General features: G+C 47.3%; 21 protein-coding genes and 1 riboswitch. Of the genes, 10 read left to right on the plus strand and 11 right to left on the minus strand.

Features of this window, described 5'->3' with window-relative positions:
- The first annotated feature begins 17 nt into the window (after positions 1 to 17).
- The gene (locus KNO78_RS08895; RefSeq protein ID WP_012727286.1) at positions 18 to 374 is read left to right on the plus strand and encodes a DUF2200 domain-containing protein; all 357 of its coding nucleotides are present in this window, start codon (positions 18 to 20) and stop codon (positions 372 to 374) included.
- Positions 371 to 820 (plus strand): DUF1801 domain-containing protein, encoded by a 450-nt coding sequence (locus KNO78_RS08900; RefSeq protein ID WP_159562934.1) that lies wholly within the window; start codon positions 371 to 373, stop codon positions 818 to 820. The genes KNO78_RS08895 and KNO78_RS08900 overlap by 4 nt, the downstream gene beginning before the upstream one ends.
- 18 nt (positions 821 to 838) lie before the next feature.
- Here KNO78_RS08900 and KNO78_RS08905 read toward each other — a convergent pair whose 3' ends face one another.
- Positions 839 to 2548 (minus strand): methyl-accepting chemotaxis protein, encoded by a 1710-nt coding sequence (locus KNO78_RS08905; protein ID WP_196431238.1) that lies wholly within the window; start codon positions 2546 to 2548, stop codon positions 839 to 841.
- A gap of 203 nt (positions 2549 to 2751) precedes the next feature.
- On the opposite strand from KNO78_RS08905, the gene KNO78_RS08910 reads away from it, so the two are divergent.
- The gene (locus tag KNO78_RS08910; protein ID WP_012727289.1) at positions 2752 to 3393 is read left to right on the plus strand and encodes a TVP38/TMEM64 family protein; all 642 of its coding nucleotides are present in this window, start codon (positions 2752 to 2754) and stop codon (positions 3391 to 3393) included.
- Between the two features lie 129 nt (positions 3394 to 3522).
- Positions 3523 to 5055: a methyl-accepting chemotaxis protein gene (locus KNO78_RS08915; protein WP_214690454.1), complete on the plus strand. Its 1533-nt coding sequence runs from the start codon at positions 3523 to 3525 to the stop codon at positions 5053 to 5055.
- Positions 5056 to 5093: 38 nt separating this feature from the next.
- On the opposite strand, the gene KNO78_RS08920 is transcribed toward KNO78_RS08915, so the two are convergent.
- Genes KNO78_RS08920 through KNO78_RS15720 form a run of 6 tightly spaced genes read right to left on the minus strand, consistent with a single transcriptional unit; the run spans position 5094 to position 11391 of the window.
- Entirely contained in the window at positions 5094 to 5951 is an 858-nt protein-coding gene (locus tag KNO78_RS08920) for an SDR family oxidoreductase (protein ID WP_196431240.1), read from the minus strand.
- A 59-nt stretch (positions 5952 to 6010) separates the two neighbouring features.
- Positions 6011 to 7090 (minus strand): universal stress protein, encoded by a 1080-nt coding sequence (locus KNO78_RS08925; RefSeq protein ID WP_196431241.1) that lies wholly within the window; start codon positions 7088 to 7090, stop codon positions 6011 to 6013.
- The gene (locus KNO78_RS08930; protein WP_214690453.1) at positions 7090 to 7581 is read right to left on the minus strand and encodes a potassium-transporting ATPase subunit C; all 492 of its coding nucleotides are present in this window, start codon (positions 7579 to 7581) and stop codon (positions 7090 to 7092) included. Before KNO78_RS08930 ends, KNO78_RS08925 begins: the two co-directional genes overlap by 1 nt.
- A 10-nt stretch (positions 7582 to 7591) precedes the next feature.
- Positions 7592 to 9613 (minus strand): potassium-transporting ATPase subunit KdpB, encoded by a 2022-nt coding sequence (gene kdpB / locus KNO78_RS08935; RefSeq protein ID WP_159562939.1) that lies wholly within the window; start codon positions 9611 to 9613, stop codon positions 7592 to 7594.
- A 19-nt stretch (positions 9614 to 9632) separates the two neighbouring features.
- A complete protein-coding gene (gene kdpA / locus KNO78_RS08940; RefSeq protein ID WP_214690452.1) occupies positions 9633 to 11270 on the minus strand; it encodes a potassium-transporting ATPase subunit KdpA in 1638 nt (545 codons plus the stop codon).
- A 22-nt stretch (positions 11271 to 11292) separates the two neighbouring features.
- Entirely contained in the window at positions 11293 to 11391 is a 99-nt protein-coding gene (locus KNO78_RS15720; protein WP_196431244.1) for a potassium-transporting ATPase subunit F, read from the minus strand.
- Between the two features lie 192 nt (positions 11392 to 11583).
- Positions 11584 to 11726, minus strand: a riboswitch (cyclic di-AMP (ydaO/yuaA leader).
- Between the two features lie 399 nt (positions 11727 to 12125).
- On the opposite strand from KNO78_RS15720, the gene KNO78_RS08950 reads away from it, so the two are divergent.
- From KNO78_RS08950 to KNO78_RS08960, 3 genes are all read left to right on the plus strand, one after another.
- Positions 12126 to 12746, plus strand: coding sequence for a DedA family protein (locus KNO78_RS08950; protein ID WP_214690451.1), 621 nt, complete (start codon positions 12126 to 12128; stop codon positions 12744 to 12746).
- A gap of 106 nt (positions 12747 to 12852) precedes the next feature.
- Positions 12853 to 13770: a TerC family protein gene (locus KNO78_RS08955; protein ID WP_159562943.1), complete on the plus strand. Its 918-nt coding sequence runs from the start codon at positions 12853 to 12855 to the stop codon at positions 13768 to 13770.
- An 87-nt stretch (positions 13771 to 13857) separates the two neighbouring features.
- Positions 13858 to 14019, plus strand: coding sequence for a hypothetical protein (locus KNO78_RS08960; protein ID WP_214690450.1), 162 nt, complete (start codon positions 13858 to 13860; stop codon positions 14017 to 14019).
- Positions 14020 to 14064: 45 nt separating this feature from the next.
- Here the strand turns inward: KNO78_RS08960 and KNO78_RS08965 are convergent, their stop codons facing one another.
- Together KNO78_RS08965 and KNO78_RS08970 are read right to left on the minus strand one after the other, a co-directional pair.
- Entirely contained in the window at positions 14065 to 14778 is a 714-nt protein-coding gene (locus tag KNO78_RS08965; protein WP_214690449.1) for a peptidoglycan DD-metalloendopeptidase family protein, read from the minus strand.
- A 199-nt stretch (positions 14779 to 14977) separates the two neighbouring features.
- Positions 14978 to 15454: a DUF305 domain-containing protein gene (locus KNO78_RS08970; protein WP_074035791.1), complete on the minus strand. Its 477-nt coding sequence runs from the start codon at positions 15452 to 15454 to the stop codon at positions 14978 to 14980.
- A gap of 168 nt (positions 15455 to 15622) precedes the next feature.
- Between KNO78_RS08970 and KNO78_RS08975 the strand changes: the two genes are divergently transcribed.
- Genes KNO78_RS08975 through KNO78_RS08985 form a run of 3 tightly spaced genes read left to right on the plus strand, consistent with a single transcriptional unit; the run spans position 15623 to position 18067 of the window.
- Positions 15623 to 15961: a hypothetical protein gene (locus tag KNO78_RS08975; RefSeq protein WP_214690448.1), complete on the plus strand. Its 339-nt coding sequence runs from the start codon at positions 15623 to 15625 to the stop codon at positions 15959 to 15961.
- A 25-nt stretch (positions 15962 to 15986) separates the two neighbouring features.
- Positions 15987 to 16661: a response regulator transcription factor gene (locus KNO78_RS08980; protein WP_012727305.1), complete on the plus strand. Its 675-nt coding sequence runs from the start codon at positions 15987 to 15989 to the stop codon at positions 16659 to 16661.
- A complete protein-coding gene (locus KNO78_RS08985; protein WP_214690447.1) occupies positions 16658 to 18067 on the plus strand; it encodes a sensor histidine kinase in 1410 nt (469 codons plus the stop codon). The genes KNO78_RS08980 and KNO78_RS08985 overlap by 4 nt, the downstream gene beginning before the upstream one ends.
- Before the next feature lie 18 nt (positions 18068 to 18085).
- Here the strand turns inward: KNO78_RS08985 and KNO78_RS08990 are convergent, their stop codons facing one another.
- Together KNO78_RS08990 and KNO78_RS08995 are read right to left on the minus strand one after the other, a co-directional pair.
- Positions 18086 to 19030: a F510_1955 family glycosylhydrolase gene (locus KNO78_RS08990; RefSeq protein ID WP_214690446.1), complete on the minus strand. Its 945-nt coding sequence runs from the start codon at positions 19028 to 19030 to the stop codon at positions 18086 to 18088.
- Between the two features lie 58 nt (positions 19031 to 19088).
- Positions 19089 to 21101: a heavy metal translocating P-type ATPase gene (locus KNO78_RS08995; protein ID WP_159562948.1), complete on the minus strand. Its 2013-nt coding sequence runs from the start codon at positions 21099 to 21101 to the stop codon at positions 19089 to 19091.
- Between the last annotated feature and the right edge of the window lie 8 nt (positions 21102 to 21109).

Here is a 21109-nt window from a genome sequence, read left to right on the forward strand (position 1 = left end):
AAGGAGATGAATGAAAGATGGGTCACCGAATCTATACCACGAGTTTCGCGAGCGTTTATCCACTCTACGTCGCCAAAGCCGAACGCAAAGGACGGACGAAGGAAGAAGTCGACACCATCATCGAATGGTTGACCGGTTACGATGAGACCGGACTCGAACGTCAGATAGCCAATCAAGTCGATTTTGATACGTTTTTCGCTTCAGCACCTCGTCTGAATGAAGACCGCGCCCTCATCAAAGGTGTCGTCTGTGGGGTTCGTGTCGAGAACGTTGAAGAACCACTCATGCGTGAGATCCGTTATTTGGACAAACTCATCGATGAGTTGGCAAAAGGAAAGAAAATGGAGAAGATCTTACGAGGAGGCGAATCATGATGGATGTGACGGCACTCGTCGACGAGGCACGGCTCGATTCATTTATTCATCTGCTCGAGGTCATCGATGATCATTTACCTGGCGGATTTGAAAAAACGACGGACGGACATGGTGTCCATTACGTCGTTCCACTCGATCGATATCCGTCCGGGTATCATGTCACACCGGGGACGCCACTACCGTTTATCAGTGTAATCGCGCAAAAGCGCCATGTCGGACTGTATCACATGGGCATTTACGCCGACCCTGAATTACTCGCTTGGTTCGAACGGGAGTATGCGAGTCGTGTCCCGACGAAACTTGATATGGGGAAAAGCTGTATCCGTTTCAATAACGTGAAGCGAATCCCGTTTGACTTGGTCGGAGAACTCGTCGAGAAGATGACTGTCGAGGAATGGATTCAGCACTACGAAGGACAACGAAATAATAAAAAAGAGTCCGACTAATTTTCGGACTCTTTTCATTTACACAGTAAATCGATTCGTCATCTCTCGCATCTCATCCGCCATATTCGATAATTCTTGAGCGGCTGCCGTAATTTCTTCCATTGATGCCATCTGTTCTTCAGTAGCTGCTGATGTGTTCTCTGTTTCTGTGGCAGTCGATTCAGTAATTCCTTGAATCTCATTCACAGAGTTCAACACTTCTGTCGCTCCCGCCGCCATTTCTTGTACAGCACTGGACACTTCTTCTATTTGTTGCCCGACTTCTTCAATGGCCACTTTAATTTCATCAAACGCAACACCTGTCTGCCGCACGTTCGTCACACTCTGTCCCATATCACCTTCTACGACATGCATCGTCTCTACGGCATGCTTTGTTTCTGTCTGTGTATGATGAATTAGAGAGGAAATTTGTTTGGTCGCATCGGCTGATTCTTCCGCAAGTTTTCGTACTTCTGCAGCAACGACTGCAAACCCACGTCCCTGATCTCCTGCGCGCGCTGCCTCGATTGCTGCATTTAATGCAAGTAAGTTCGTTTGCTCTGCAATTCCTGAAATGGTCCCACTGATTGTACCAATCTCTTGAGAACGAGTATTAAGCTGCTCAATGACTTGTTGCAACGTCTTCACTTTTTCATTCATCGCTTCAAGCTGATGTTCAAGCGTTTCGATTAGCTCATTCCCTGATTGTACTTTGTCCAATGCCCCTTCCGATAATACAGTCATCTGTTGAGCACGATCAGAGACTTGGTGAATGCCATTCGTCAATTCTGAAAGGGTACCATTTGAAGACTTGACCCGTTTCAACTGATGGAGTGAACCCGAAGCGATTTCTTCCATCGTCACAGCTACCATCTCTGTCGCTTTTGTCGTTTCTTCTACGTTATTTTTCAAATCGTCCGATGAAGTCGCCACACGCCCAGCAGTCGAAGTCACTCCACCAATCAACTCTCGTAAACTTTCTTTCATCTGATTGAATGACTGTGCGAGCGCCCCGATTTCATCGCGTGATGTGTATGTGCTATTGACTGTCAAATCCCCTTCACCGGCACGACTCATCAATACGTTCAATTCTTTCACCGGACCAACCACAAGGCGCGTGATGTAGACGCCTAATCCAATTGAAAGCGCAGCTCCCAAAATGACAAGACCCCAAAAGATAAACACAGCACGCTCTCGATCAGACCGCATCGTATCACTGGCCGTTTCCGCATCCACATTCAATTGATCCATAACTTCTTTCGCTGTCTCAACAAGCGCAAGTCGAATTGGTCGTAATTCTGTTCCATATTGTCGGTAAGCAGATTCATTTTCATTTCGTAATGCAGGTTGCAATACGACGTCTATGCTTTCCAAATATGCGTTCGTCTCCTCATTCAACTTTTCGATTCGACTCATTAATTCAGGATCTTCTGTCGAAATCGAATCATTAAATACTTCGAGATCGGTAACCATACTCTCCCGACGCTCTTCAATATTTTTTTGTAACTCTTCATTTCGAGCACTTTCGGTCGTCAACATTAGTTCTAACAAGTGACTGTCGATTGCACGATTATCGGTTCTCAACTGTCCAATGGCACGAATCGGAATCAATCTCTCTTCGTATATCTTTTCTCCGGCATCAGCCATTCTTCCAATCAACACATGGCTTAACATTGAAATCATGACGAGTGTCACAACGAATAATGAAATCAATACGGTAAACTTCTTAGACATGCTTAAATTTTTCATCATTTTCCCTCCCATTCTATTTATCGTGTCGAATTTGTGAAAAATGAAGCAATGTTTAGAAAGCATTGACCTAAGTTTCGATTCGGATAGCTGCCTCTTTGCTCCAGCTCGTTACACCTTTTGTAAGCCGGCTCGCATTTATGTTGCATGGAGATGCAGTATACTAACATCAGATACATTCGGTTACGAAAGGAGCGGACAACTTGCCACGACCACTCAAACTCACACTCTTTCTTCTCGTGTTTGGATCTTTGTTCTATATCACCCATTTTCACTATGAGTTGCGTCCGTCTGACATCCGGGACATCGTCTTGTCGTTTGGATTTTGGGGTCCACTCTTCTTTATTTTTCTTTATGCCATCGGTCCGGTCGCATTTTTACCGACATCCGTCCTCTCACTCGGAGCCGGACTCGCGTTCGGCGTATGGCCAGGTGTCCTCTATATCATTATTGGTGCAACTGCCGCTGCGACGACCGGTTATGTGATGGGGCGTTTTTTCGGGCGCTCGGTCATCAACGTCGACCGCTATCCATGGTCAGAGAAACTGTTCACACAAATGGAGCGTCGTGGCTTTTTATATGTATTTGTCCTCCGGCTCATCCCGCTCGTCAGTTTTGACTTACTTAGTTATGCCGGTGGAATCTCACGTGTTCGTTTCCGCGCCTTCGTACCGGCGACCGTACTCGGCATGATCCCAGGTACGTTCGCCTACAGCTTCCTCGGGGCGAGCCTCGCCTCAGGCAGTGTCACCACGATTTTCATTGCCGCGCTCGTCTTCGTCGGCTTGATTGTCGTGACGTACATCTTCCGAGAACCGGTTAAAAAATGGCTTGGATTGAATTGAAATTTTATGAGGGAGAGCTTTATGCTCTTTTTTTGTGCCTTGAACATGTAATTCATATAAACTTCTATACTATTCATCCGATATGTATAGAGCTACAACAAATGAACACGAGAATGTGAGGAAAGAATGATGAGTTTGATTAAAAGAAATCAGTTGATGTTGTTGACGACGTTATTGATTGTGATGACGTCGGTTGTTGTCCATTTGCTACATCGTTTCACGGACTTTGCCTATGCGTATACGGTTCTGCGAAACGGTGCGGACGGTTACGTGTACTCCGGAGTAACATGGGTCTTGTTCGCCCTTCCAATCGTCTTCTTTGGAATGATGATCGTCACAGTTAAGCGAGAATCCGTAGCATTTCCTTATTGGATGATGCTGACACTCACCTTCGCAAGCATCTCGACCGTTGCTGGAGGACAAGGACTTGTTGAATATCACTTCTCCATTTTTGTCGTCTTGGCGATTTTGTCGTTTATGCGTCGCATCGACTTGATTTTGTATAGTGCCGGAATCTTTGCTGTGCAACATCTAGTCGGATACTTTTTAATCCCTGAGATGATTTGTGGAACGAGCGACTATCCGTTCAGTTTACTACTCGTCCATGCCGTGTACTTGATTCTTCTGAGTGTTGTGCTTGTCGCCCAAATCCACTTCCGTAATAACGAGACGCAACATGCCGAGGCACAGGAGCAAGAAACACGACAGTTGTTACAACAAGCGATTCATGATGTCAGCGCCCTCGTTCAATCGTTAAACAGTCACGCCGAAGAGCTTGAATCTGCCGCTAACCAGTCTCTTGAATCTGGTGAGCAAATCGCTGTCACGGTCGACCCGATTGTCGCTCATGCTTCATCCCAACAAGCCTCCATGGTGCAAGGGGCAGATGAAATTCACTCGATTCGGTCTTTGACAGCGCTCATTCAAGAACGAATGGCCCAAACGGCCGCAGCATCCTCGCGCATCGCTAAAGATGCCCTTGCTGGGAACAAAGACATGCGACTAATGGAAACAAAAGTACAAGAAATCATTACCGAATCGGAACAACTCGACCGGATTGTTGCGACGATGTCGAATCGTTCAAATGAAATCCAAGGAATCTTGCAACAAGTCGGTTCGATCAGTGAACAGACGAACATGCTCGCCTTGAATGCATCTATTGAAGCGGCTCGTGCCGGTGAGGCTGGACGAGGATTCGCCGTTGTCGCCTCCGAAGTCGGGAAACTCGCTGTCCAATCGCGTGAATATGCATCCGAGATGACCCGAGTCCTCGGTGGATTGATGGAAGATACGACCGTCGTATCCAAATCAGCGCATCTTTTCAAACAAGCGACCGAAAACTGTCAAACTGTCACGAACGATGTGACGGCTGTCTTTGGCCGTCTTACAGAAGATGTATCAGAAATCGACGAACAAATTGCTTCGATTCAAGAGACACGCCAGCGGGTCACGACACAGATGGAAGCACTCGAAACACGACTTGAATCGACGAAATATGCGGCGAATGAACTTCAACAACAGATTCACCATGTTGCCGCAGCAACGGAAGAGCAAGTCGCCATTCAAAAAGAACTCAGCTCGATGTCGGACCGACTCGCTCTAACCGCGAATTCGCTTGAAGACGTGACGACTCAACTCGAGGATCACGCCACTCGCGCCTAACACAAATGCCCTCGACCAAGTGGTCGAGGGCATTTTACTTATCGGTCGAGCAATTGACGAATTCCTTCTTGAAGAGGTGTGACCGGGCGTCCGAGAACCGGTTCGAAGTCACTCTCATGAATTTCGAGCGTTCCTTGACGAATGCTTCGCTGAATCCCCGCAAGAATCGCAACGACTTCTTCTGGCAATCCAGCCCCGCGCATCGTCTCTTCGTATGCCTCGAGACTCAACTCCTGCATCATCACTTCACGACCTAACACTTCACTGAGCGCGTCTACAAGATCTTGCTGGGTATGAAGTGGTCCTGATAGTTCATAGACCGCATTGTCTTGTTGTTCTTTTAACAGAACATTCGATGCGGCTTCCGCATAATCTTGTTGTAGAGCCCAACCGACTTTACCGTCCCGAGCCGCCGTGATCCATGGCGCCCCGTCAATTACCGCTTGAATGCTTGATAACTCGTTTTCTAAGTACCAGTTGTTCCGTAAGAACGCATGTGGAATACCGGACTCGACAATCGCTTCCTCTGTGACGACATGTGGAGGTGCCATCAAGTTCTCACTGTCTGTCGCATCGGCTAGACTCGTGTAGGCAATGAATGAAACACCTGCCCGTTTCGCCGCCTCAACCGCGTTCGTATGTTGACGAATCCGCGTATCGTTATCGCCATCTGCCGAGATGATCAAAAGACGCTCAACACCTTTGAACGCTTCATCGAGTGTGTCTGGCTGATCAAAATCACCATGTCGCACATCAACGCCACGCTCTTTAAGAGACGCCGCCTTCTCCGGATTCCGTACACTTACAGCGAGCTCACTCGCATCAATCGACTTGAGTAGTTCCTCTACAATTTTCGAGCCGAGTTTCCCCGTTGCTCCTGTGACTAAATATTTCATAAAACCCCTCCTTTGTTCGCATGATTCACTCTTCCCGTTCATACGACCCGTCACACCTGTCACGTTTGATCCGAGACGATATGGATGTCCACCTGCTTCAATTCCCGCATGATGACATTCACAATCGACCCGCGCATGACTTCTTGCCAGCGTGTCCTTGCTGATTGTCCAAGAATCAATTGGGTAATGCGTTTTTCTCGTGCCGTAGTCGTTAAACTCTTCGTTAGTTCTTTCCTCGGTACATTCAAGACAATCACTTCTGCCTGGAATGATGCACCTTGCTCTCGAACTTCTTTTAGAATGGCAGTCTGCTCAGGTGTCAATTTTCTCTCCTCACCATGGAGGACAGACAAGATATAAAGTTTCGCTTTGAGTCGACTCGCCATGCGAAATCCTCGATAGATCAAATGTCTCGCATTGTCATTGAGCTGAATACAGACCATGATCCGCTCTTGGAGGAGCGTCGGATCAGACACCACATTTTTTCGGGTTCGATAGACTTGATCATCGACTTCATCCGCTACTTGTCGAAGCGCAATCTCACGCAGACTCGATAGATTGGTCAGCGTAAAAAATGACGACAGACTTTGTTCAATTTTGTCCGGTCGATAAATCTTCCCTTGTCTCATCCGCTCTTGTAACGTCTGCGGTGTCACATCGACGAGCAGAATTTCATCAGCCTGATTGAGGAACAGATCTGGAATCCGTTCTCTTACCTCTACGCCTGTGATGCCTTTCACGGTCAACAGTAGACTCTCAAAATGCTGAATATTAACGGCCGCATATACATTGATTCCGTTCTCTAACAACACCTGCACGTCCTGGTATCGCTTTGCCCGTACTGAGCCTGGGGCATTCGTATGAGCCAACTCATCAACGAGGACGATATCAGGATGAAACGATAAGATGGTCTCGACGTCTAACTCTTTCAGTTCGTGTCCTTTATAAAATAGCGAAAGAAGAGGGACGATTGGCAAATCGCCAATCATCGCCTCTGTTTCGTTTCGTCCATGTGTCTCAATCAATCCAATCATGACCGAGACCCCTTCTTGCTGACGAGCCCGTGCATCTGCCAACATTTTATACGTTTTGCCTACACCCGGTGCGGCTCCGATATAAAGTCGAAGTTTGCCTCGCATCAGTTCAACTCATCTAGTGCAAGATTCATCATCAAGACATTGACGTACGATTCACCGTCAGCCGTGTCTTGAATGACGCCTTCGACTTCAGCCGTCGCCATCGAACGTGCGTCGCTGATACGATCGACTTGTAACATCGCATGTTCTATCGAGATATGCGGATCAAGTCCAGATCCGGATGTCTCAATCGCTCCCGCAAGTTCGGGATCGTGTTTCGGACGGTCCGGATTACTTTCTGCCATGTTATCGCCGCCCGATTGACCAGTGAGTTGATCGACTGCTGTTGGTCGGCCGTGGAAGTAACCTTCCGAAACGAAAGGTTGTGCGATCCACTTTGATCCAATCTGTTCACCATCGCGTTCGATCAAACTACCTTCAGCTTGACTCGGAAATAGTGCCTGACCTGCTACTGTTAAAGCGAGTGGATAAGCCACACCGCATAAGATCATCGTCAAACTGACGACGATACCTGCTTGTTTTATAGAAGACATTCGGTCCACCTCACATGAATAAGTTTAAGACGATGTCGAGCGCTTTGATTCCCAAAAACGGGACAATCACACCACCGACACCATAAACGAGTAAATTTCGACGTAACAACTTCTCGGGACCGACCGGGTCGTAACGAACCCCTTTCATCGCAACTGGAATGAGAAGTGGGATGATCAAGGCATTGAACAAAAGTGCGGCCAAGATGGCTGACTCAGGTGAGCCGAGACGCATCACGTTCAACCAATCCATCTCTGGGATAAATGCAACGAACATAGCCGGCAAGATGGCGAAGTATTTGGCCACATCGTTCGCAATCGAGAACGTCGTCAAAGCCCCGCGTGTCATCAGTAACTGCTTACCGATTTCGACCACTTCAATGATTTTGGTCGGATCCGAATCTAAATCAATCATATTCGCCGCTTCTTTCGCGGCCTGTGTCCCCGAGTTCATGGCGAGACCGACGTCTGCCTGTGCGAGCGCCGGGGCATCATTCGTACCGTCCCCCGTCATTGCGACAAGATGACCTGCTTTTTGTTCTGCTTTGATGACACGAATCTTATCTTCTGGTTTACATTCCGCTACGAATTCATCGACACCAGCTTCGCGTGCAATCGTCGCGGCCGTCAACGGATTATCTCCCGTGCACATGATGGTCTTGATTCCCATCTGACGCAAGCGATCGAAGCGTTCACGCATACCCGGTTTCACCGTATCTTTCAAGTGAATCACGCCGACAATCCGTGCATCTTCTGAGATGACGAGCGGAGTGCCGCCTTCTTTCGAAATCGCATCGACTTGATCCTGTAAGTCGCTCGGAATCATCCCACCTTGAGCACTCACCCAGTTAATGACGGCGGACGCCGCACCTTTTCGGACACGTCGACCGTCTGCCAAGTCGAGTCCCGACATACGTGTTTCTGCTTTGAATGGAATGATCACCGCATCTTGTTTCGGTGACTCATCTAATTCTCCCCAGCGTTCTTTTGCAAGCGTCAATACAGAGCGCCCCTCTGGTGTCTCGTCTTCCAAAGACGTCAAGACGGCGACTCCAAGCGCTTGCGAAGCTGTGATTCCTTCTACTGGAAGAACTTCAAATGCCATCCGGTTTCCGAACGTGATGGTCCCCGTCTTATCTAAAATGATGGTTCGAATGTCTCCAGCCGCCTCAACGGCTTTCCCGCTCATCGCAATGACATTGAATCGCGTGACCCGGTCCATCCCGGCAATCCCGATGGCGGATAAGAGTCCACCAATCGTTGTCGGAATGAGACAAACGAGAAGTGCAATTAAAATGGGTGGTGACAATTGGAAGCCGAGATAGTTCGTAAACGCAGGGAGTGTCAAAACGACGAGTAAGAAAATCATACTGAGCGAAACAAGAAGCAGGGACAAGGCAATCTCATTCGGTGTTTTTTGACGTTTCGAGCCCTCGACAAGGGTAATCATCTGGTCAAGGAACGATTCACCTGGGTTGCTTGTAATCTCGACCTCAATCCGGTCACTGACGACAAGCGTTCCCCCGATGACGGAAGAGAAGTCTCCGCCAGACTCTTTAATCACTGGCGCCGATTCTCCTGTAATCGCAGATTCATCAATCGAAGCAAGCCCGGCGATAATTTCGCCGTCTCCCGGCAGGTAGTCTCCGGCGCGCACTTCGACGATATCTCCTTTTCGAAGGAGCGACGAAGCGACTTCCTCAATCCCATCTTTCACAATTCGACGTGCCATCACATCATTTTTAGATGCTCGAAGGGTAGCTGCCTGCGCCTTCCCTCGTCCTTCTGCAATCGCTTCGGCAAAATTGGCGAACCATAACGTGACGAGCAAAATGAGCGTCACTGCCAAGTGAAATCCTCGCATCTCGTCCGACAGCATCGTATAAACGAGCGATAATAAGAATCCGCCCCATACGAGGAACATGACCGGTTGTTTCACCATCGTCCGTGGATCTAGTTTTTTGACTCCGTCCCACATGGCAGGAACAATCAAGCTCGTGTCAAAGCGGCGTGTCTGTTTTTCTAGTTCATTCATCTTCTATTCTCTCCTATGTTCAACGTATCATGAGCCATTCGGCGAATGGTCCAAGCAACAACACTGGTAAAAAGGTCAAGGCACCGACAATGACAATCACACCGAACAGAAGTGATGTAAATAGCGGCGTGTCGGTCCGAAGTGCCCCATCGTCCGTGACACGTGGTTTCATTTGAAGACTACCTGCCATCGCCACCATTAATAAAAGCGGAATATATCGACCGAAGAACATCGCAAAGCCTGCCGTGATATTCCAAAACGGAGTCGCATCCAATAAACCTTCGAATCCGGATCCGTTGTTGGCGACAGCGGATATATACTCATACAAGATTTGTGAAATCCCATGAGGTCCAGCGTTCGTGATGGCCTCTTGTCCTGGCTGTACGACGAGCGCCAAAGCCGTAAATCCTAAAATAAGAAGTGGCGAGACAAGAAGCGTTAACGCGACAAGTTTCATCTCGCGTCCTTCGATTTTCTTGCCAAGCACGGTCGGCGTCTGTCCAATCAAGAGGGCCGCAACAAAAATGGTGATGATCACATACATCATCAAGTTCATGAAACCGGCACCGACCCCACCAAAGACAACGTTCAACATCATGTTTCCCATCAAGATGATGCCGCTAAGAGATGGAAGCGAGTCGTGCATTGCATTGACTGCGCCAGTCTCAGCAGCTGTCGTCACCGCGCCGTAAAGCGCTGTACCAATTGCCCCGAAGCGCATCTCTTGTCCATGTAAAGAGGGGTTCGAGTACAAAGTGGCGTACATGGCCACTGTTCCAATGACGAACAAGAAAAGCATGACACCAAAGTAAAGGAATCCTTGTTTTCGTTTCTTCGCCATCGACCCGTAGATGAACGGCAATGACATCGGTAATAAGAGCATCAAGAAAAGATGGATGTAATTCGTCCACTTGCTTGGGTTTTCAAATGGATGCGCACCATTTACCGCATAGTAGCCCCCACCGTTATTCCCGAGCTGTTTGATGACCTCAAATGATGCGATCGGTCCTCGTTGAATCGTTTGGCTCGCCCCTTCGAGCGTTGTGACGACAGCATTCGGACTAAGGGTTTGTGGGACACCAAACGCAATCAACCACATACCGAAAAATAAGCTGATTGGTAAGAGCACGTACACGATGACGCGTACAAAGTCGAAATAGAACTGACCAATCTGCTTTCCAAGAATCGCTCGAATGAAAGCCAGCGCCATCGTCAATGCCATCGTTGGCGCCACGAACATGAGTGTCGATAAGACGAACATCTGTGATAAGTGAGAGAGCGCCTCACCTGAATAGTGCTGTTGGTCTGTATTGGTCATAAAACTGATGACCGTATGGAATGCTAGATGCCAGTCTAAGTTGACGGCCCCATTCGGATTGAAGGGCAACACTCCTTGAAAGCGAAGCAACACATAACCAATCAATAAAAATAGTAAATTGAGTGTCAAAAAATCTTTTGCATAGCCAAACCATGTTTGCTTTTCACGCTCATTTATTCGAAGGCGACGTGTGATCCTCGTCTCGAGCGCTTTCCCTACATAGTTTGGTCGTTCTTGAATCGGTACAAACCGCCGTCCAATATAGCCACCTAACATGGCACTGGCTGTCATCGTGATTGTGATGAGCAAACTCAACGTGATGATGAATGTAACCCACATCGTTCGTCATTCTCCTCTGTCTTTAAAATTTTTCTGGTTTTAGTAATGCAACGGTTAAGTAAGAGAGATACCCAATTCCAATCGCTAAAAGCACGATATACATGTCGTCACCCCTGTTCATTCCAGTGCATCCGATCAATCGAACGAATCATCACATTCATAGACGCCACTAAACCAATGAGTAAAGCAATTGCGAATAAATCAACCATATAATAACCTCTTTTTTCATTTTTTTACTTTATTTAACATTAAAAAATATACAAAAAACCACAGGAGCAAGAAACGGCTCCAGTGGCATATCACTGCATGAGTCGGATCCCCCTAATAACGCCTACGAGGTTAGCTGTCGGATTCGGGCTTGCCTAGGTTGGCCCTACCTCACTTGAGGATTCACCCCAGTCCAGATTGGACAGTGGGTCCCCCGCTTCCGTCTCCGGAACTCGGCGAAAAGATTTCAACAATACGTATGAAGTTGATGAGATGGATGTTACTCCGATTCAAAATGACTGTAAATAACTTTTCATAAAAAATTTTTTAACTTAAATTGTCAGATTTATCCGAATGATTTTTGTGAAATGAATATGATTATTTATAAGTTTTTTTATTCCTAGTTTCTTCATACTTAATTTGCAGTTCAGAAAATCACGCATCGAAGTCACTCCGTATATTTGTGGTCACTTCTGCGATATATGTAAGAATAATCACTTTCAAGTGAGTTTGACCTTGAAATTACTCTTTCGTGACATCAAAAAAAATCGTTTGAAAACACTTTACATCTTAGGATGGATGTCCAAATCGTCGTCATTCGACTTATTGTTGATGGAGAATATGAATTAGGTAGGAGACGATCACGGTATGGAGCAATGGATTCAACAAATCATTGAACAGTTTGGTTATTTCGGAGTCATGTTTCTTATTTTTGTTGAGAATGTGTTCCCCCCAATCCCATCCGAATTAATCTTAATTTTTGGCGGTTTTTTCACAACTACAACCACACTCAATCCTATTTGGATGATTGTTGTGGCAACAGTCGGAGCACTCCTCGGTGCCGTTGTCCTTTATGGGATTGGACTTTTACTGGACCGAGAACGTCTCGAGTCATTCATCACCCGTTACGGCAAAAGAATTTATCTGAAAATAGAAGATGTTCGAATGGCTGATCGCTGGTTTGATCGATTCGGTCCAAAATTAGTATTCTTCGGTCGGTTCGTTCCCGTCGTACGCAGTTTGATTTCGATTCCAGCCGGTATGTCGAATATGCCGTTCCTTCAATTTATCGTGTTGACGACATGCGGGACGCTCATTTGGAATACGGTACTCATTTTTATTGGTGTTGTAGTCGGCGAGAATTGGCAAGTTTGGTTAGGGTATATCGAAATGTATTCACATGTGATGTATATGTTTTTAGGATTCACAATAATCGCTGTTGTCGGTTGGACGGCTCGCATAGTGTTAAGAAGACGCTCTACACATTGACCACTCCTTTTCGAGTGGTTTTTGATTTTTACGCTTGACTTTGAGTTCTTATGAACTTAAATTAAATATATAGAAGTTCATATGACCTTAAAAGGAGGAATTGTTGTTGACCCTACTCATCGGGTTCTTACTCATCGTCATCTTCATGCTCGCACTTGACCTCGGGGTGTTCCACCGTAAAGCGCACGAAGTCTCGCTCCGCGAAGCATGGACATGGACGTTTGTCTGGATTGGGATTGCCATCGCATTCGGAGGATGGTTGTTCTTCACGCAAGGAAGTACAGCCGCAACGGAATATGCGAGCGTCTACTTTATCGAAAAGGCACTCGCGATTGATAATGTCTTCGTCTTCTCACTTGTTTTTGCCTATTTCGCCATCCCACTCAAGTATCAACATAAGGTACTATTCTGGGGGATTCTCGGAGCGATTTTCTTCCGCGCTGTCTTCATCGTCGCTGGCGTATCCCTTTTAGAAAACTTCGGTTGGGTCTACTACGTGTTCGGAGCGTTTCTCGTTTATACAGGATGGATGATGTATAAGAATATCGGGAAAGACGAGTCACTTGAAGAAAACAAGACGATTCGTTGGCTCGAGCGACGCCTCCCCATCACACAGGACATCTCATCCGGGAAGTTCACGAAGCGCATCAATGGGAAGTTGTTCTTCACGCCACTCTTCATCGCGCTCATCTTCATCGAATTGTCGGATATCGTCTTCGCAGTCGATTCGGTCGCCGCGAGTTTCGCGTATTCACGTGACCCGTATATCATCTTCTATGCGAACATCATGGCGATTCTCGGACTTCGTAGTCTCTACTTCGTCCTCGCCAACTTGATCGACCGCTTCTACTATTTGAAACACGGTCTCAGCTTCATGCTCGTCTTCATAGGGGCGAAGATGATTTTCGGTGATGTGTACAAGATGCCGATTTGGATGTCTCTTGGAACCATCGTTCTCGTCATCTTGATTAGCGTCCTCTATAGTTTCTACAAAACGAAACCTGGTTCTTCCAAACACGTATAATGAATCAATCAGTCCATTTCGTCGGTGTTCTTTCTTTGAAAATCGGTTAATCATTGAGGTGCACAACTACAGAAAAGGGGATTCAATATGTTTGATCGGATTGGCCTCATGAGTATCGGTCTCGTCTTCGGGATCATCCTCATGTTACTCTTCAACAACCTGTTCGGATTGGTGTTCGGTGTCGTCGTTGGTGTCAGCCTCATTGCCGCCAACCAAATCGAGCGAAACAAACAAACGACATGGCATTAACCAAAAAGCACGCGCTCCCATTGTTTGAGAGCGCGTGCTTTTATGTCAAAACATTGTATACGGATTGATACTGTTAGCAGGAGATGAACTGCTATACACATAGCTGTTCCGATGCACTTCGAAGTGGAGATGATTCCCGAACGAGTTACCGGTATTCCCGACCGTTCCAATCGTTGCTCCTTTTGCTAACGTTTGTCCTGTAACGACATTGAGGCGATCAAGGTGTGCGTATACAGTAATATATGTTTGTCCATTCAACTGATGGCTCATCATGATGTGGTTACCGTAAGCCCCATAGTTCCGAGAAACGATGACTTTTCCATAAGCGGCTGACACGACCGGTGTTCCTCTTGGAGCAGCCAAGTCGATACCGTTATGGAACGTATAACCGTACTGCCCGCTCGCCGGACCATACTTTTGTGTCAACGTCCCTTTTGTCGGGATGATCATATTCGCAGTCGATGTGGTTGAAAGCGTGGAGACACTGTACTTCTTCACATATGTACTGGATACGTAGCGGGATGTCCCGTTGAAATTGATTTTTGTCCATCCCCCGCTCACGCCGAGATATTTGAAGGATTGTCCCAACTTCGCACTGCCGACGATTGCATACGTCGTGCCCGGGCCCGAACGGACGTTTAAACTGTTAGTCATGACTTTGACATAATACGTGGTAGCAGCTTCAGCCGGGGTACCTGTCGGAGTGAAGATTCCGACTGTGAGAAGAACGGCAAAGAGAGAGAGCATCTTTCGTTTCATGATGTGGTAAATCCTTTCAATTATGTATTTAAATTTTTATTTTTTATATTATCTAACTGAAAAAATTTTACCACCAAAACGAACCGACAAATATGTCATTTATATTTCAAATAAAGGAAAACAAATTATAACTTACTTTCTTTATTTTTCCTTTTCAACATACAAAAAATGCACAGCCGTTTTCGACTGTGCATGTCTGTTACTCACGATTTTCCTCGGCGTTCTCCTCTTCATCCTCTAAATCTTCAATCAATCGCTTCATCTCTTCAATTTCACGGCGCTGTGCCTTGATGATTTCTTCAGACAATTCTTTCACGCGTGGGTCTTCAATTTCAGCGCGTTCACTTGTCAAAATGGCAATCGAGTGGTGAGGGATCATCGCTTTCATCCAACTGACATCATCGACGGTCGTCTGGCTACGTACGAGCCAAAGCGAGGCACTGAAGACGAGAGCACTGACCCCTAGGATGATAAAGTTAACTGTTTTGTTCTTATACATCCCCCACATGAAGAGAAGCATGACGAACGCCATGACCGATCCCATGATGAGTGCCATGTACAACCTCGTCTGACTAAAGAAGATATGATTGAACTGAAACACGTTCAAATACATGAGCCAATACATAATGAATGTCGAGACCGCAATCATGATTCCAAATTTACCGTACTGTTTCATCTTATTCATCCTTTCTTATTGTGCGTATAAAAACTCTTTTTCCTACTTGTTCTATACTCAAACCCGCCTATTTCTCCGTCTAATCGTACTCTTAACGCTTTTCACTTCTTTTTCACAAACATCGGGTACACTAGTGAAATTGAGTTCATGCAAGGAAGGAGAACGATGATGCAAGAGCGGACATTGCGTGACGTACTGGCAACACTTGATACTGTTTTATCTTGGTCCTATCTCGATCACCCGGAAGAAATGACAATTCGCGGAATCGGAACGACACCAGAAAAAATAAATAAAATGTTTTTATATATATGCAAGCGCCCAATCAATGAACGTGGCGTCGATTTAGTGAGGGCCGCCATCCGAAATGGTGCAGTAGCCATCGTCACGGATCGACCGATTGACGCGAGAGTACCCGTCATTTACTGTCGAGACGTCGAACGCGCACGTGAACAACTACAGACTCTTTTCGCCATGGAAGGAAATCACGCAAAGCACACGGAACGATAATAATAAGAGGAAGGAGGAATGCAAGATGAAGATTCTCATCGTAGACGATGAAGAAAAAATGAGACATTTGATTCGTTTGTTTCTTGAAAGTGACGGCTACTTTTGCATCGAGGCGAGCGATGCCCGTTCCGCACTCGACAAAATCGAAGAGCGACCGGATCTCGTCCTTTTAGATATTATGATGCCAGAAGTAGATGGGATCTCACTTTGTCGTCAGTTAAAGACGATGGATCCGGCATTACCTGTCGTCTTGTTGACGGCACGTTCAGACAATGAGACGACCATCCAAGGATTAGATGCTGGAGCGGATGATTACGTCACCAAACCGTTCGATGGGAACGTGCTCCTCGCTCGTATTCGTGCCGTCTTGCGCCGGACCCGTGTCGTCAACATCCAATACGGACCACTACGTTACGATGAGGAGAGCGGACGCGTTTTGTATGAAGAACAAGAGATTGTCCTCACACCAAAAGCGACGGCCATCTTAAAATTGTTCCTTCAGCACCCGAATCGCCTCTTCAACCGCCTAGATTTGTTTGACCTTGTCTGGCCCTATTCTGCAGAATCCGACCCACGCACCGTTGATGCGCATATTCGTATGATTCGAGAAAAGTTAGGCGATGCAGGATTCCCGATTGATGATTATTTAAAGACGGTATGGGGACGTGGCTATCGATGGACCGAGGAGCGTTCCGGATGAAGCGAGGTCGTAACAGTCTACCGTTTCGCATCAGCCTCGTCTTTCTTCTATCCACCCTATTGATTGAAGGTGTGTTGTTTCTTCTCCTCTATCACACGCTTCTCGGTGAACGTGTTGTAGAAGAAATCAATCGCCTTGAATCTCGGGCCGAGAGCCATGCGAGCGTATTAGCAATGAATTTTTCCGAAGAGACGATTGATCATGTAGCGACTATGGAAAGTGAGACCGATACGAAAGTCGCCATCACTGATCCCACGCATCATCTTCTTCAGACTTCACGCTTCTTTCCCCAAGTCCTTGCCGATACAGTCGATTCGAAAAAACAAACTGGCTCCTTCGACGACACGACTGTCCTAGAGAACGACTGGGAAAACGAACCGTATTTGATCGTTCGTACGCCAATCACAGATGATACCGACAGACGGTATGGATACGTCTATATGTTTTTACCGACTGAAATCATTCATGGAATTAGCCATCGGCTCCAGTGGCGATTCCTATATATCACAGCGATCGCGCTCGTGACGACCGTCTTGACGTTCATCCTCTTGAGTCGATTGATTTCAAAACCGATCCAATCATTAAAACAAGCAACGGAGAATGTATTGACAAACCCAGACGATTTACAGTTACCGACCAATCGTGTCGACGAAATCGGTGAATTAGCGCGTGCCATCGAATCGATGTCAGTGGAACTATCCAGACTACGGCGGGAACGTCGTCAGTTCTTATCCGACCTATCGCATGAAATCAAGACCCCTCTCACGTACTTGAGGGGTTACGCCGAAATCGCTTCGAAAGAAAGTACGCCCGAATCGTTACGCAAGCAATCGATTCAGACAATCTTAGATGAAAGCCGGTCGCTCACAGAACTCGTCGAAAATGCGTTTCAACTGGCACAGCTCGATGAGAACACGTTCTTATTGCATCGAGAAGAAGTGACCGTCACAACGTTTTGTGCGGACTTACGTCGAATGCTCGATACAATGTTCCGGATGACGACGATTCGCTTCGATGCTTCGTCGAACGCGGGACAACAAGACATCGCTCTTACATTGGATCGGCACCGGATGCTCCAAGTCTTCCGCTCAATCGCCCATAATGCGATTGAGCATAGTGAGGCCTCACATGTCTCCCTGCGTTCAAATGTCACGGACACTCACCTGATCCTGACCATTATAGACAATGGGAAAGGCATTCCCGAAGAAGATTTACCGCACATTTTTGACCGCCTGTATCGTGTGGAAAAATCACGGTCCCGACAGACTGGCGGGAGCGGCCTCGGACTCGCCATCGCTGACCAAATCGTCAACCGTCACGGTGGAGAATTGACAGTCACGTCTGATGTATCGGGCACTTCTTTCACCGTCACGATTCCACTCGACAAAAAGACGCCTATCCTATAATGGAAAGGCGTCTTTTAATCAATTGAGCTCACCTTTGTCGAGGCGCATCTCCCATTCCCCGTCTGTAAACTCATATACGCTGTTATCCGATGTAACAAGCAACATGCGCTCCTCGTTGACTGCCAATTCGATTGGCACAACGTCCGCTTGAAGCTCTGGAAGATTGAACGTCTCTGTCGACTCATCGTCTAAGTTGAAACGAACCCCTTCGAAAGAACCATCTGTCTGTCGTACGTATGCCAGCTGCCCCTCATCCGCTCCGACCGTGACAACTTGTTCTGCTTCAACAAGTGGCTCGAACGAATCTCCAGAGTCATTCGAAACGAGGATGCCGGACGGCCCGTACAAGAAGACGCGCTCCGCATCCGTCGCATCGGCGACGATTCCTGCCACTTGCGCTTCCTCTATCCCTTGTACCTGCATCGGTTCAAATGATTTCCCACCATCGATGGAACGATAAAATCCCGGCTCTAGCTCCGAGGTCGCTTCCTCCAAATAAACGTAGAGTGTACCTGTGGCATAACCGGCACTCATATAGTGGAAATCTGCCTCGCCTTCAAGCGACCGACTCTCGAGTACCGCCCCATGATTTTTTCCATGCATGACCCCAAGTGGATTTTTGAAATCTGTCCGACGATCGGGGTGACCGCTCGCATAAAATCCATCCTCGACGACTTCAAATCCCATGTAGTCATGGCGATTTGTCGGCAGCGTATACCAACCATCTTCTCGATATTCCATCAATCCGGCATGCGTCGCGATGACAAGACGTTCGTCGTCTTGCCAAAATCCAGCTCCGTGGATGTGGGAGACCGTTTCATCGGATCCCACACGTTGCCACTCGTCTTTTGTAGTTGTCGTCACATTCTCGGATTGACTCGTGTCCGACGGTGCGTCTTCTGTTCCACACGCCGACAGGAGCAGTGGAGTCAGGAATAGTGATAGCATTAACGTTCGTTTCATCTCGATCCCTCCATCATTAGCATCCCATCTAGCATACTGACTAAAGGTGAAAGAAATGTTAAATCTTCAAAAGTCGAGCGTTGATTGCGACAATAACTGTGCTTAAACTCATCAAGACGGCACCGATGGCTGGGGACAAGATGATTCCAATCGGAGCCAGCACGCCTGCAGCAAGCGGGATGGCGACGATGTTATACCCGGCTGCCCACCACAAGTTTTGAATCATCTTACGATACGTGTTCTGTGAAAGCTCCAAAATCGATAGGACATCTTTCGGATTACTGCGGACGAGGACAATATCTGCCGTTTCGACGGCAACGTCTGTCCCGCTCCCGATTGCGATGCCGACATCCGCTTGTGCTAAGGCAGGTGCATCATTGATTCCATCTCCGACCATCGCTACTTTGCTGCCATCTTTTTGGACGTCTTTCACTTGGTTTGCCTTGTCGTCCGGTAATACTTCGGCATACACGTCATCGATACCGAGCTGACCCGCGACCCAATGCGCGACCTTCTCGTTGTCACCCGTCAACATGATCGAGCGAATGCCTTTTTCATGAAGTGCCTCGACGGTCTCCTTCGCTTCTTCCCTCACCAGATCGGCCATCGCAATCATCCCGACCCATTCTCCGTCTTTCAAAACAAAGACGACGGTCTTTCCTTCTTCCGAGAGTCGTGCAAACGTCTCCTCATCAATTTGAATGTGTTGATCGCGGATATGTCGCGGACTGACGACTTGAACACGCGCACCGTCAACCGTTCCTTCCAATCCGACACCTGTCATCGAACCGAAGTCGTCGACAGCCGCCAGTTTCAATTCCCGTCTCTCGGCTTCTCTTAAAATCCCTTGCGCGAGAGGATGTTGCGACTCACGCTCAACTGCTCCTGCGAGTTGCAACACGTCTTCTTCCTTATAAGACGAGCTCGCCTGTATGTCTGTGACTCCGAAATTCCCTTCCGTCAGCGTACCGGTCTTATCGAAAATGACGGCATCGAGTCGACGCGCCTCTTCAAATTGAGTCCGATTGCGGATGAGAAGACCTTGTTTCGCCGATAATGCTGTCGAAACAGCGACAACAAGAGGTGTCGCCAGTCCAAGTGCATGGGGACATGAGATGACCATGACCGTTACCATCCGTTCAACCGCCGTCCCGACCGAATATCCGAGCATGAACCAAACCGTGAACGTGATGACTCCAGCGGCAATTGCGATATAGAACAAATATTTTGCCGCCCGATTCGCCAAATTTTGAGCCCGTGACTTCGATTTTTGTGCCTCACTCACCAATTCAATCACTTTTGACAAGTACGTTCTTTCTCCCGTACCAATCGTTTCAATCGTCAAGCTCCCTTCTTGGTTGATCGAACCCGCAATGACATCTTCACCTTCTGTTTTTTCGACCGGTACCGATTCGCCGGTCAACATCGACTCGTCGATGGTCGTTCGTCCTTTGATGATTTTCCCGTCCACGGGTACCTGCTCCCCCGGTTTGACGAGGATTCGGTCTCCTTCCTTCAGTTCAGAGATGGGAACGTCTTCCGTTTCTTCCCCATTGATGCGATGCGCCTCGTTCGGGAGCAGTTGTACGAGTTGTTCTAACGCATTTGATGCCCCCATGACCGAACGCATCTCAATCCAGTGACCGAGTAGCATGATCACAATCAGTGAAGCGAGTTCCCAAAAGAAGTCATGCCCACTTCCGTATCCAAAGACGACAGCTGCGCTATAAAAGTAAGCGACGCTAATCGCCAAGCCAATGAGCATCATCATGCCCGGGCTACGCTCTCGTAGCTCTTCCACACTTCCTTTTAAGAACGGCCATCCGCCGTATACATATACAATCGTCGCCAATACAAATAAGATTGTCTTTTCAAGCGGAAAATCGAGTTCAAACCGCAGCCATTCTTGAATCATGTCCGATAACAATAAAATCGGAATCATCAGTCCGAGCGATATGAAGAAACGTCGTTTGAAATCATCAATCATATGCTCGTGTCCGTGTCCGCCATGATGAGACTCGTGACTTCCCTTATGATATTCATGATGTTGATCGTGTGCATGTTCCATCATTCATCCTC

The sequence above is a fragment of the Exiguobacterium sp. s132 genome (assembly GCF_018617235.1).
Lineage (GTDB): Bacteria > Bacillota > Bacilli > Exiguobacteriales > Exiguobacteriaceae > Exiguobacterium > Exiguobacterium profundum.

Coding starts and splice junctions, on each gene's coding strand:
- KNO78_RS08980 (WP_012727305.1), top strand. CDS start 15,987: ATGAAGATTCTCATCGTAGACGATGAAGAAAAAATGAGACATTTGATT.
- KNO78_RS08970 (WP_074035791.1), bottom strand. CDS start 15,454: ATGAAACAGTACGGTAAATTTGGAATCATGATTGCGGTCTCGACATTC.
- KNO78_RS08990 (WP_214690446.1), bottom strand. CDS start 19,030: ATGAAACGAACGTTAATGCTATCACTATTCCTGACTCCACTGCTCCTG.
- KNO78_RS08930 (WP_214690453.1), bottom strand. CDS start 7,581: ATGTCTTCTATAAAACAAGCAGGTATCGTCGTCAGTTTGACGATGATC.
- KNO78_RS08905 (WP_196431238.1), bottom strand. CDS start 2,548: ATGAAAAATTTAAGCATGTCTAAGAAGTTTACCGTATTGATTTCATTA.
- KNO78_RS08975 (WP_214690448.1), top strand. CDS start 15,623: ATGCAAGAGCGGACATTGCGTGACGTACTGGCAACACTTGATACTGTT.
- KNO78_RS08960 (WP_214690450.1), top strand. CDS start 13,858: ATGTTTGATCGGATTGGCCTCATGAGTATCGGTCTCGTCTTCGGGATC.
- KNO78_RS08900 (WP_159562934.1), top strand. CDS start 371: ATGATGGATGTGACGGCACTCGTCGACGAGGCACGGCTCGATTCATTT.
- KNO78_RS08920 (WP_196431240.1), bottom strand. CDS start 5,951: ATGAAATATTTAGTCACAGGAGCAACGGGGAAACTCGGCTCGAAAATT.
- KNO78_RS15720 (WP_196431244.1), bottom strand. CDS start 11,391: ATGAACAGGGGTGACGACATGTATATCGTGCTTTTAGCGATTGGAATT.
- KNO78_RS08985 (WP_214690447.1), top strand. CDS start 16,658: ATGAAGCGAGGTCGTAACAGTCTACCGTTTCGCATCAGCCTCGTCTTT.
- KNO78_RS08950 (WP_214690451.1), top strand. CDS start 12,126: ATGGAGCAATGGATTCAACAAATCATTGAACAGTTTGGTTATTTCGGA.
- kdpB (WP_159562939.1), bottom strand. CDS start 9,613: ATGAATGAACTAGAAAAACAGACACGCCGCTTTGACACGAGCTTGATT.
- KNO78_RS08895 (WP_012727286.1), top strand. CDS start 18: ATGGGTCACCGAATCTATACCACGAGTTTCGCGAGCGTTTATCCACTC.
- KNO78_RS08995 (WP_159562948.1), bottom strand. CDS start 21,101: ATGATGGAACATGCACACGATCAACATCATGAATATCATAAGGGAAGT.
- KNO78_RS08965 (WP_214690449.1), bottom strand. CDS start 14,778: ATGAAACGAAAGATGCTCTCTCTCTTTGCCGTTCTTCTCACAGTCGGA.
- KNO78_RS08925 (WP_196431241.1), bottom strand. CDS start 7,090: ATGCGAGGCAAACTTCGACTTTATATCGGAGCCGCACCGGGTGTAGGC.
- KNO78_RS08915 (WP_214690454.1), top strand. CDS start 3,523: ATGAGTTTGATTAAAAGAAATCAGTTGATGTTGTTGACGACGTTATTG.
- kdpA (WP_214690452.1), bottom strand. CDS start 11,270: ATGTGGGTTACATTCATCATCACGTTGAGTTTGCTCATCACAATCACG.